We start from the raw sequence: 10,654 nt of genomic DNA, 5'->3' as shown, positions 1-10,654 counted from the left end.
CCGGGAATTACCCGCCATTGTAATTATTATAAAGCAAAAGAAGCTGCTAATGCGGCTTCTTTTGCTTTATTCTTACACTCTTTCTTAAGATACAAGCATGCATTGCCCAAATGAGACTTCATCTTTACTTTTTCTATCGCGTTTAATTTTTCAAGTGCGTTGTTGTCTTTTTGTTGTGTATTTTCACCTGTGACGTTCATTAAATAACACTGGGCAGTTTCAAATTGACCGGACAAAAATGTTAACCCAAATTTAATATTTATTGCAAAAGGATTATATATGGATCTGAAGAATAAAAGAATAAAGAATAATGGAATACAATAGGAGGGTCAATATTAATAGGGGGTTTTATAATGAATGACTGCGGGGCTTCGTTAGCAAAATTTACTCGTGGCCGATTAATCTCCAGTATATTTGTTATGAACGTGCCAATATTGTTACTTTCATTTCTTGCCATGATTTTTGCGGAAACTTTAACATTGAGCGATGTAACAGAGATAATAATTAGTCCTGTGTTCCTATGCTATATTGCTTTGTTTTTTGCTGTCACCTCGTTTTTTATTAATAATAAATATAATGTCGTAGTAAGGGCGGTACATAATACCGGTGACCAAGAGCTGGTGGAAAAAGCCCAGGCGGTAATTTTATCCTTCGCAAAAAGTGAAGTTTTATATGCGATTGTATTAATTGCGTTAATGCCCTTGATTGTAGTTTATGCGATTAAGCCGGACTCAAGCAACGCCTTGCTGCCCATGTATCTTCAACTGGTTTCAGTTGTGCCGCCGGGTATGGTTCTAACTACGCTCTACCTGGTACGGGCGGTAAACGAGCCATTATACCTGCTGCCCATAAAGAAAAAGAAGGCCGCGGTTAGTATTTCTTTTAAAATATTGGTGTGTTCTCTTGTTCTGCCGATGATGGGTTATGTTAATCTGCTGGTTATGTATTACAACAAATTTGGACACTTTACTATGAATAATATACTAATTTTTTTAACTGTTACCGTTTTTTTAATAATAGGGTATTTAGGGCTCAATAGAGAAATAGTGGAGAGAAGCAAAAATTACTCCAAGTATTTTGAGGAGTTGCAAAATAGTAAAGATTTATCGCAAAAAATACCATTAGCCGGCAGTGATGAATTGGCTATTTTGGCAATATCATGTAACGATTTTACGGAAAGTTTGAGAAAATATATTGAACTGGTCAAAGAGCAGGCAACCGGAATTGACAATTCTGTTGAAGGCGTGGCGGCTGTGGTGGAGAACACAGCCGAACATACTAACAACACGGTTGAAATTACTTCGCAAATAGCTGCATCCATTAGTGAAGTGGCGGACAGCACACAGGTAACCTCTGCTCTGTCAATGGAAATGATAAATGCGGCAAATGCCGGCAGCCAGGGCATTAACCAGGTTCTGGACCAGATGAACAGTATTACCCTGTCTTCGGAGGAAGTGCGTCAAGCTGTTGGCGCCTTGAGTGAAAAAGTGGACAGCGTGGGAAAAATGGTTGATCTTATTTACAACATAGCCGAGCAGACCAATTTATTGGCCTTGAACGCTGCCATAGAGGCGGCAAGGGCCGGCGAGCAGGGAAGGGGATTTGCCATAGTTGCCGACGAGGTGCGCAAACTGGCGGGACAGACCACCGAGACATCGGACAAGGTTGCTAAACTGATCAATGATATTATTAATGACTGCGCTGTTGCTGTTGATTCCATAAGTAGAAGCGTTGCGCAGGTACAGACCGGCGACCGGGATGTTAAAAATATTTCGGTAAGTTTCAATGAAATTATGCAGACCATTAATAAGCTGGGATTACGGGTTCAGGAAATTGCAGCTGCATCTGAGCAGGTTGCGGCCGGTGCCGAAACAGTTAACGATAACATGCAAAAGCACAGGGAAAGTATTGCCGATGTTTCAGCCGCATGTCACAGCCTTAGTAAAATATCCGCTGAATTAAGCAAATCATCAAAGTTGTTTAAAGTTTAAGAAGGTCTTTGATTTTGCATTTCATTAAAGGCTCTTATCCCCCAGGCGCCCAGCATCTCTAAGGACGGATGGATTGCTTTTCCCAATTCGGTTAATGAATATTCCACCCGGGGCGGAACCTCGTTATACTGTTTTCTGACAATAATTCTGTACTGCTCTAATTCATCAAGGTTCTTTGACAACATAAAACTTGAAATGCCTTTTAACCTTCTTTGCAGCTCATTAAACCGGATTTTCTCCTGCTGGTTTAATTCCCATACAATCTGGAGCTTCCATTTTCCGTTTAATATATTCAAGGCGTACTTCACAGGGCAGTCATTCATATGGCAACTTCCTTTACTTATTTCTTTATTAGTTACTTATATTATTTTCCGTACTTGATTTTATCTTACTGGATAAATACAATTATAGCACATCAAATAAAAAGTAAAGGTGGCTTTTTGATGAACGCGTTAGAAGCAATTAAAGCAAGAAAAAGCACTAGGCGGTATAAGCCAAATGCCGTGGAGGCGGAGAAAATTGAGCAGCTGATATCCGCGGCAAACAATGCCCCCAAGGCAGGAACCTTTCATATATCCGTTGTTGAAAACCAGGCTGTCCTGAAATCCCTTAACGACGCGGCTTTAACCTCCATGAAGAATTCAGGCAATGATTTCCTCATGAGCCGCGCCGCACTTGACGGGTATCAGCCTTTATACGGCGCCCCTGTGCTGTTCCTGCTTTCCGCTCCGGAAGGCGCGCCCTATAACCAGGCCAATGTCTCCTGCGCCGCGGCCAACATGACCGTTGCCGCAACTGCCCTTGGGCTTGGTTCCTGTTACGTGATTGCTCCGCTGTTGGGACTGCAGGCCAAGCCTGAATTAGTTGGAAAAATTGGCATTCCCCAAGGGTTCGTGCCGGTCTGCGGTGTTCTGACGGGATATTCCGACGGCAATGCCTTTGAAACAGCCAAATCCACCGGTAATAATGTAAATTACTGCAAATAGGCCGCCTATTATATGGGCCGGTGTCTTTAGGTTAAGCTCTTAAATCATTTGAATGCAATGTGAAAGCAGTCAAGTCAACCACAAATGATTGACCTGGCTGTTTTTTGTGGTTTTTGTGCCGGACAAATGTCTCCACAACCAATAGCCTCCCATCCCCGGAAACCTGCCGGCTAATCTCATGCAGCCCTTGATGAACGGGGAATTTCAGGCGGCGCCGGGCTTATACAGCTTTGATGGAAAATTTTTAAATTTTATTTTTTTATTAAAGGTTCTCTAAAAGCGGGGCGGCTATGCTGGAATTAAAATAAATTAATGCGCCGCGGCATTCAAACGATGCCGCGGCGCATTAAAACCCGTGCATAATACATATTGATTCTTTAAATGTTTTCTATTTATTATAGAATATATTTGATGCGGCACGGCATCTTAAATATATCCGGATATACAAATCTTACGGCGTTATTCACCTGGAAGCCGGGCCATCAAAAAGCGAAATTTTAGATTGTCCGGTATATGGCACTGTTTATGCTTGCTATATAAATTATTTGTATTGAAATGAGCTGTGATTGCTCTGGAAAACGGGATTTCAGAGAAGAATGCCGGCCAAATAAAGGCCGGGAGGTAACCGGGGAGGGCCACGCCGGGAGCCGGCGGGATTCTGTTCAGAAACAAAGTGCCGGTGGCGCCTGACGTGCCGGTTAAGGCCGGTGTTGTTGTTTCCTGTTTTTAGTTTGGCGCATTATTCCGGTCAAGCAGGTATATTGGAGGGAAATCATAATGAAAGTAAAGCTTAAAGTCAACGGAATATTACAGCAGGTGGTGGCGGATCCTGATTTAACGCTGCTGGATCTGCTCCGGGACGGGTTGAAATTGACCGGGGCCAAGCAATCCTGTGACAAGGTGGGCCAATGCGGCGCTTGCACGGTGATAGTAAACGGCAAAGCCCAAAGATCCTGTTTATTGAAAGTGGCAAAACTGGATGGCGCCGATATAATCACCGTCGAGGGCCTGGGCACCCCGGAAAACCCGCACCTGATTCAAGAAGCTATGGTATTGGCTGGAGCCGTTCAATGCGGCTTCTGCACCCCGGGTATAATAATGTCCGCGAAGGCCCTGCTGGACGTTAATCCTGATCCCGATACGGAAGAGATTAAAAAAGCCTTGCGTCACAACCTGTGCCGCTGCACAGGCTACGCCAAAATCATTGATGCCGTCAAATTAGCCGGCAGGTTCCTCCGGAAGGAAATTTCCCCCGGGGATGTCCGTCCCGCTCCCGACAGTCCCAAGTATGGCGTTTCTCACCCCCGTCCCTCGGGGCTGGCCAAGGCATGCGGCACAGCGCAATTTACGGCGGACATTATAGTTCCCGGCGCTTTGGAACTGGCGGCTGTGCGCAGCCCGCATCCCCACGCTTTGATTAAGAAGATAGACTTTTCAGCCGCTGAGCAAATGCCGGGGGTTGTTGGGGTTATGACGGCGAAGGATATTACGGGTACCAATCGATTGAAATACACCGTGGCCGACCGTCCTGTTCTCTGTGAAGATAAAGTTCGCTATATTGGCGACCCGGTGGCGGTTATCGCTGCAGTAACCAGGGAACAGGCCATAGAGGCGGCCAAGGCGGTGGAAGTGGAGTATGAACTGCTTCCGGTGCTGGGTTCGCCGGGAGAGGCGATGGCTGAGGGAGCTATTCAACTTCATGACGACAGGCCAAATCTGTGTTTTATCCAGCCCCAGATCAAGGGTGACGCGGAAAAGGGTTTAGCCGGGTCGCCGGCAGTTATTGAGGGGCACTTCATCACCCAGATTAACCACCAGGCCCCCCTGGAGCCGGAGGCGTGCGTAGCCTATTTCGAGGGCCGGGGCGAGGATGCGCAGCTGGTGGTTATTGGAAGAAGCATTAATATCCACAAGCATCTCAGTATGCTGCAAGAGGCTCTTGGCTGGGAAAATATGCGCTACGAGGAAGCCTACACCGGCGGGCAGTTCGGCATGAAATTGGAAATTTCCTCCGAGGGCATTGCCGCGGGAGCCGCATTGCACTTCAAGCGGCCGGTGCGTTATATTCCCGGCATAGCCGAGTCAATGCTGATGACGCCCAAGCGTCATCCCTTCGATATGAAAGTTAAGCTGGGTGCGGACGGCCAAGGGCGCATTACCGCCTATAAGATTGATATATTGGTGGACAACGGCGCCTATCACTCCAATGGTGATGTTATTGTCAACCGGGCAATGCAAATGCTTTCGGGCGCGTACAATATACCCGATGTTCACGCCGTCAGCAAATTAGTTTACACTAATAACCCCTGGGGCTCCGCAGCCCGGGGGGCCGGTCCGCCTCAGGTTAATTTCGCCCTTGAGTGTGCTGTTAACATGCTGGCGGATAAGCTGGGAATGGATCCGCTGGAATTCCGGATACTCAATTCACTGCGGCCCGGACAGTCAAAATCCACCGGCAGCGTGGTGGAACAGTGGCCCTTCCCCGAGCTTTGTGAAGCAATGCGTCCTCATTATGAGCGCAGTCTTCTTGATTCCCGGGAGCACAAAAAGGGAGTAATCCGGCGGGGTGTTGGCTTGGGTGCCGGCGCGTTTGGCATCGGAGGGCCCGGTGATCAGGCTATTGTCGCAATAGAGCTTGATCCTGACGACGGAGTGACCATCTATGCCGCTGTCGCCGATCCCGGCGAGGGTAACGATTCCATGCTTACCCAGTTGGCTGCCCACAGCCTGGGATTGCCCCTGGATAAAATTCGTCTAATGACGAAGGATACGGATCAAACCACCGCCACCGGACCCGCTGCCGGCAGCCGTATGACTTACATGGTGGGAGGGGCTTTGGTAAACGCCGTTGAGCAGTTGCAGCAGGCCATGCAAGATGCCGGGGCGACCACTTACCAGGAACTTAAAGAGGCCGGGCGCCCGGTCCGTTATACAGGAACCAAGACCACCCTGGAAGCCGGGCCGCTGGACCCGGAGACCGGCCAGGGGCCGTCCTTTGAATCAGTGGTGCACGCGCTGCAGCTGGCGGAAGTGGAGGTAAATACCGAAACCGGTGAGGTTAAGGTTATCAAGATGACCACCGCGGTGGACAGCGGGCCGGTGATTAACCCGTTAAACTTCGAAGGCCAGCTTGAAGGCGGGGCGGATATGGGTGTCGGCTTTGCCCTGCGCGAGCAGTATATCGCTGGCCAGACCAGGGACTGGATGACCTTCAAGTTTCCCAGTATTCGAACCGCCTTTGAAATGGAGTCCATCATCAGGGAAACTCCAAGGGTGCGGGGCACCGGGAAGGGGTCCACGGGGGTTGGCGAGATGACAATGGTTCCCACCGCCCCGGCGATCATCAGTGCCATTAAGGATGCCATCGGAGTTTGGATCTGCGATTTGCCGGCAACACCGGAAAAGATAAAGGCGGCTTTGCAATAACGTGGCTGATGATAACGGCATCCCGGTGAACAACTCCAAACAGCCTGCCGTTACCGGCCGCAGATACCGTCCTGTGGCCGGGCGTCAGGTACTGTTTGATGAAGAAGACTTCCTCTGGCACCCCGGCGACTGGAGTGAAGATATCGCCGAGGCCCTGGCCAGGGAGTGCGGCCTTGAACAGCTCAGCGCCGAACAGTGGAAGGTGCTCAGGTTTCTTCGGGATTTTTATTTCCAAAACGGCCGGGCGCCGTTAAACCGCCAGCTGGCGGCGGGCACGGAAATGAGCATGCGGGCCATTGAGGCGCTTTTTCCCGGCGGGATTAAACACGGAGCCCGCCGCCTTGCCGGTTTACCCAATCCGAAAGCCTGTTTATAGGTGTGATACCATGGACGATAAATTAATTTATTTGGATAACGCGGCCACATCGTTTCCCAAACCCCGGGAAGTAATGGACCGGATGGTTGATACCTATGCCCGGCTGGGTGTTTCACCCGGCCGGGGCAGCTATGATCTGTCCATGGAGGCTGCTGATCTCGTTTTTCAAACCAGGCGGAAAGTGGCCCGTTTTTTTGGGGCTCCCGACCCGGAAAGGGTCATTTTCGCGGCCAATGCCACGGATGCCCTTAACCTGGCAATTTTGGGCCTGGTTGGCCCGGGTGATCACGTGGTTGCCACCCGGCTGGAGCACAACTCCGTACTCCGGCCGCTGTTTCACCTGGCAAAGCAATGCGGGATAGAGTATGATCTGGTGGCCTTCGACGGGAGCGGGCATGTTGATCCGGAGGCGGTGGCAAGGGCTATACGGCCCGACACCAGGCTGGTAATCTGCACCCACGCTTCCAATGTGCTGGGAACTGTACAGCCTGTGCCGGACATAGCCCGGGTATGCGCCGGACGGGGAGTCCCTCTGTTAATAGACACGGCCCAGAGCGCGGGACATGTCCGTATTGACATGGCTAAATGGAACGTCAGCGCCGTGGCTTTTACCGGGCACAAGGCATTGCTGGGGCCCAGCGGCATCGGCGGCCTGGTTCTTTCCTCCCGGCTGGAAGTAAACTCCACCCGGTTTGGCGGAACAGGCATTGACTCCCGCAGTCTCCTTCACACCCAGGCGTTCCCTTACAGGCTTGAAGCCGGAACCCTTAATTTACTTGGTATTTTCGGTCTTTTGGCCGGGCTTGACTACCTGGAAAAGGAAGGCCTGGAGCACGTCCAGCAAAGGGAGATGGCCATGACAAGGCGGCTGTACGAAGGCTTAAGCGCAATTCCCCGGGTGGCGCTTCACAGTCCCAAGCCCACGGATAACGATGTGCCGGTGCTGACCTGCACTGTAAAGGGGGTAACCTCCGAGGATGCGGGGGCTATTTTGGACGGTGACTACGGGATCGCGGTCAGAACAGGTTTGCACTGCGCCCCTTTGGTGCACGCCGACCTGGGGACGGACGCCAGTGGCGCCATACGTTTCAGTATGGGACGGTTCAATACCGGCGAAGATATAGATCGGGCTCTGGAGGCAATGGAGGCTATTTCTTCAGGCAGGTAACGGTCAGGCCGGCCGGTTTCGCTAAATAACCCCAATAACAATCAATGCGGTTCCTTTCCCAGGTTCATATGATTCAGTTTTGTCTTCCCTTTCACGCCATTGATCCGTCAACAACCACTTCCAAACCACCTGTGCCCGGATTTATAACCAACCCGTGGACCAGTATGCCCCCGGGCATTAGTGGGTGGTTTTTTATAACATCGACGCTGTTTTGAACACTTTCATATATATTGTTAAATCCTTGCAGCCAATTGTTGAGGTTAAATCCGGCATATTCCAGGGCCGATATTATCTGTTTGGAGATACCCCTGTCAACAATTCTTTTTAGTGTTTTTTCAGGGTTTATATGAGCCATGCCGCAGTCACTGTGTCCCACAACATATACTTCCTCCGCCCCAAGCTCATAAATTGCAACTAGAATACTCCTCATTATGCTTCCCATTGGATGTGACACCAGTTCGCCGGCGTTTTTGATTATCTTTGCATCCCCGTTTTTAAGATTCATGGCCTTGGGAAGCAATTCCGTGAGCCGGGTATCCATGCATGTCAGAATAACCATCTTTTTATCAGGAAACTTTGTGGTCTGGAATTTTTCATATTCTTTTTGCTCAACGAACTTCCTATTATGGTTTAGAATTTCCTCTAAAAGGCTCATTGGGTTTTCCCCTTTCCATTTGAGTAGGCACTGGGTTATCATACAATACATGGCATCGGATGTGTCATGGCGCGAATCCGCTTTAATTTTTCCATGCATAATGATAAACAGCTAATTGGTATTGCCTGTACCCACGATGCTCAGAGGAGCAGTTCCCAGTTCTGGCCGACGAGGTCGTGCCCAAAACTGTGATGTGCTTCCTGGTCGACCAGGGTGAAGCCCGATTTCTGGTAGATCCGCCGGGCGTCCTCAAGTATGCTGTTGGTCCAGAGCGTCAGCTTTTTATAGCCTGTGCGCTTTGCAAAGCGAATGCACTCCCGGACAAGCCGGGAACCCAGACCCATCCCCCGGGCCTTGGGCTCAACCAGGAGCAGGCGCAACTTGGCAACTGTGTCGCTATCCCGCACTACGAACACGGACCCCACAATCTCACCGTTGATCTCCGCAATCCAGCAGCGCTCCCGCTCCGGTTTGTGGTTGTTGATGAAATCCGCCACAATCCGGGCTACCAGTGCCTCAAAGCGTTCATCCCAACCATACTCCTGCGCATACAAAACGCCGTGCCGGTGGGTAACCCAGCCCATATCACCAGGCTCATGAGGTCGCAAAAAGAAAGGTTCCGAAAACTTAAAACCTTTATCAATAATATTTTCGATGGTGTGCATGGCCTTCAGCAGACGCAACTGCTCCTCTTCGCAAAGGTCATTCAGCATTTCCGCCACTTCCTCCCGGGAGCGCCGGTCAAGGAGCGAAGAGGCGTTTTTGCCGTCCGGGGTGAGGCGCAAGAGACGTTGACGGCCATCATGTTCGGCGCGGACCTTTTCAAGCAGCCCTTGTTGTTCGAACCGGGCCAAAGTGCGGCTGAGATATCCGGCGTCCAGACCTAACGCACGGCCGAGATCGGAAGCGGTGGAATTTTCGCGGTGAGCGAGCTCAAACAGAATACGGCCTTCGGTGAGGGAGTAGGGGCTGTGCAGGAGTCCCTCGCGAAGCACACCTATCTGTCTGGTAAAAAAACGGTTAAAATGCCGTACGGCATCGATCCTCTCTTCAAAGTTTTCAATGGGCATAAGTGCACCTTCTTCTTGGCTTAATTAAAATATTATTTGCCATTTTAGACTATATACTTGCCTGTGTCAACTAGATGAGATATAGTTAGTAAAAAAGATAAATAATAACTGTTGTTATCATTTGGCACGGGTTATTTTGTATGCGCCGGGGGATGTCTTCTGTAATAAACGGGGGCATATATTTGCTCCGGTGTCGGGTGGCGCAAAGTAAACAAATGGGAAGTGTTTTAATGGAAGAGGTTTCCCTGCAACAGGTCGGAACCGATGAGCAAAAGGAGCAGGCCGGCGCACGCTTTCAAGCTGAACACCCAACCGGCCGTTCGCCTGGCAATAAAGCTCTCCTGCATCATCTGCTCACTCACGCTGAAAAACCATAGCTGAAGCCACAAGCAGCTCGGGCTTAAGAGAGCCCTTCCACATGTAATCCACGTCTAACCACATTTTCCCCAAATCAAAAAGCCGGCTCATAAAAGCCGACTTTTCCCTGGAATATTGGAAAGTTACAAAAGGCGCTTTCGGACACTGGGCATTACGTTAAATCTCTTTTTTCTTCCCAAAGTCGTTTGCGTTCTTCAAAGCTCACTTCCTTGTGAATTTGATGCAGCATCCATAGATGGCCGAAGGCGTCGCTAAATATGGCGTTGGACACCCCGTAATCAGGCAATTCGGTCACCGGCTGGACCTCTGCACAGCCCGCGCTGATCGCCTTTGAAAAGGTTGCCTTGATATCGGGGACGAGGATGTTAAACCAAATGGATTTGGGTTCATCCGGTGTTGGCGCTATCAACCGGAATTTCGGGTTTTCATCCAGCATGTGAAAGCGTGCCCCGTACAGGGTAAAAATGACTTCATTTTCACCTTTCGGAAAATCTGAAACCTCAACACGTTCGATATCAAATATTTTTTCATATAATTCCAATGCTTTCAAGCTGTCTGTAACAACTATATCAATTTCCACTCCGACCATTTTGAACACACTCAC

The 10,654-nt window shown here is 49.7% G+C and carries 11 protein-coding genes; 6 read left to right on the top strand and 5 right to left on the bottom strand.

Features of this window, described 5'->3' with window-relative positions; translation table 11 throughout:
* Positions 1 to 26: 26 nt before the first annotated feature.
* Positions 27 to 236: a hypothetical protein gene (locus DCCM_RS13465; RefSeq protein WP_104372903.1), complete on the bottom strand. Its 210-nt coding sequence runs from the start codon at positions 234 to 236 to the stop codon at positions 27 to 29.
* Positions 237 to 620: 384 nt separating this feature from the next.
* Here DCCM_RS13465 and DCCM_RS13460 point away from each other — a divergent pair, with 384 nt between their 5' ends.
* Entirely contained in the window at positions 621 to 1,991 is a 1,371-nt protein-coding gene (locus DCCM_RS13460; RefSeq protein WP_165792160.1) for a methyl-accepting chemotaxis protein, read from the top strand.
* Here the strand turns inward: DCCM_RS13460 and DCCM_RS13455 are convergent.
* On the bottom strand, positions 1,988 to 2,314 hold the full coding sequence (locus DCCM_RS13455; protein ID WP_104372901.1) for a winged helix-turn-helix transcriptional regulator: 327 nt from the start codon (positions 2,312 to 2,314) through the stop codon (positions 1,988 to 1,990). The genes DCCM_RS13460 and DCCM_RS13455 overlap by 4 nt on opposite strands.
* A gap of 120 nt (positions 2,315 to 2,434) precedes the next feature.
* On the opposite strand from DCCM_RS13455, the gene DCCM_RS13450 reads away from it, so the two are divergent.
* The 4 genes from DCCM_RS13450 to DCCM_RS13435 all read left to right on the top strand — a co-directional run bounded on the left by DCCM_RS13450 (position 2,435) and on the right by DCCM_RS13435 (position 7,947).
* Complete coding sequence (locus DCCM_RS13450) at positions 2,435 to 2,977, top strand: nitroreductase family protein (protein ID WP_104372900.1); 543 nt, start codon at positions 2,435 to 2,437, stop codon at positions 2,975 to 2,977.
* 777 nt (positions 2,978 to 3,754) lie between these two features.
* Positions 3,755 to 6,403 (top strand): molybdopterin-dependent oxidoreductase, encoded by a 2,649-nt coding sequence (locus DCCM_RS13445; protein ID WP_207655604.1) that lies wholly within the window; start codon positions 3,755 to 3,757, stop codon positions 6,401 to 6,403.
* Position 6,404: 1 nt separating this feature from the next.
* Positions 6,405 to 6,779 carry a TusE/DsrC/DsvC family sulfur relay protein gene (locus tag DCCM_RS13440; RefSeq protein ID WP_104372898.1) on the top strand — a complete coding sequence of 125 codons (375 nt, stop codon included), beginning with the start codon at positions 6,405 to 6,407 and terminating at the stop codon, positions 6,777 to 6,779.
* A 10-nt stretch (positions 6,780 to 6,789) separates the two neighbouring features.
* A complete protein-coding gene (locus DCCM_RS13435) occupies positions 6,790 to 7,947 on the top strand; it encodes an aminotransferase class V-fold PLP-dependent enzyme (RefSeq protein WP_104372897.1) in 1,158 nt (385 codons plus the stop codon).
* 91 nt (positions 7,948 to 8,038) lie between these two features.
* Here the strand turns inward: DCCM_RS13435 and DCCM_RS13430 are convergent, their stop codons facing one another.
* A complete protein-coding gene (locus DCCM_RS13430) occupies positions 8,039 to 8,602 on the bottom strand; it encodes a beta-class carbonic anhydrase (RefSeq protein WP_104372896.1) in 564 nt (187 codons plus the stop codon).
* A gap of 140 nt (positions 8,603 to 8,742) precedes the next feature.
* Entirely contained in the window at positions 8,743 to 9,672 is a 930-nt protein-coding gene (locus DCCM_RS13425; RefSeq protein WP_104372895.1) for a bifunctional helix-turn-helix transcriptional regulator/GNAT family N-acetyltransferase, read from the bottom strand.
* A gap of 230 nt (positions 9,673 to 9,902) precedes the next feature.
* Here DCCM_RS13425 and DCCM_RS18730 point away from each other — a divergent pair, with 230 nt between their 5' ends.
* Positions 9,903 to 10,049, top strand: a complete 147-nt coding sequence (locus DCCM_RS18730) for a hypothetical protein (RefSeq protein ID WP_165792159.1) — start codon at positions 9,903 to 9,905, stop codon at positions 10,047 to 10,049.
* Positions 10,050 to 10,201: 152 nt separating this feature from the next.
* On the opposite strand, the gene DCCM_RS13415 is transcribed toward DCCM_RS18730, so the two are convergent.
* Positions 10,202 to 10,639 carry a VOC family protein gene (locus DCCM_RS13415; RefSeq protein ID WP_104373014.1) on the bottom strand — a complete coding sequence of 146 codons (438 nt, stop codon included), beginning with the start codon at positions 10,637 to 10,639 and terminating at the stop codon, positions 10,202 to 10,204.
* Positions 10,640 to 10,654: the final 15 nt, after the last annotated feature.

The sequence above is a fragment of the Desulfocucumis palustris genome (assembly GCF_002933875.1).
Classification (GTDB): Bacteria; Bacillota; Desulfotomaculia; order Desulfotomaculales; family Desulfocucumaceae; genus Desulfocucumis; species Desulfocucumis palustris.
This window is presented reverse-complemented; position numbering and strand designations above follow the sequence as displayed.

Excerpts from the sequence above, each read along its gene's own strand:
- DCCM_RS13450 (WP_104372900.1), top strand. The coding sequence starts at position 2,435 with ATGAACGCGTTAGAAGCAATTAAAGCAAGAAAAAGCACTAGGCGGTAT.
- DCCM_RS13445 (WP_207655604.1), top strand. The coding sequence starts at position 3,755 with ATGAAAGTAAAGCTTAAAGTCAACGGAATATTACAGCAGGTGGTGGCG.
- DCCM_RS18730 (WP_165792159.1), top strand. The coding sequence starts at position 9,903 with ATGGAAGAGGTTTCCCTGCAACAGGTCGGAACCGATGAGCAAAAGGAG.
- DCCM_RS13455 (WP_104372901.1), bottom strand. The coding sequence starts at position 2,314 with ATGAATGACTGCCCTGTGAAGTACGCCTTGAATATATTAAACGGAAAA.
- DCCM_RS13425 (WP_104372895.1), bottom strand. The coding sequence starts at position 9,672 with ATGCCCATTGAAAACTTTGAAGAGAGGATCGATGCCGTACGGCATTTT.
- DCCM_RS13435 (WP_104372897.1), top strand. The coding sequence starts at position 6,790 with ATGGACGATAAATTAATTTATTTGGATAACGCGGCCACATCGTTTCCC.
- DCCM_RS13415 (WP_104373014.1), bottom strand. The coding sequence starts at position 10,639 with ATGGTCGGAGTGGAAATTGATATAGTTGTTACAGACAGCTTGAAAGCA.
- DCCM_RS13430 (WP_104372896.1), bottom strand. The coding sequence starts at position 8,602 with ATGAGCCTTTTAGAGGAAATTCTAAACCATAATAGGAAGTTCGTTGAG.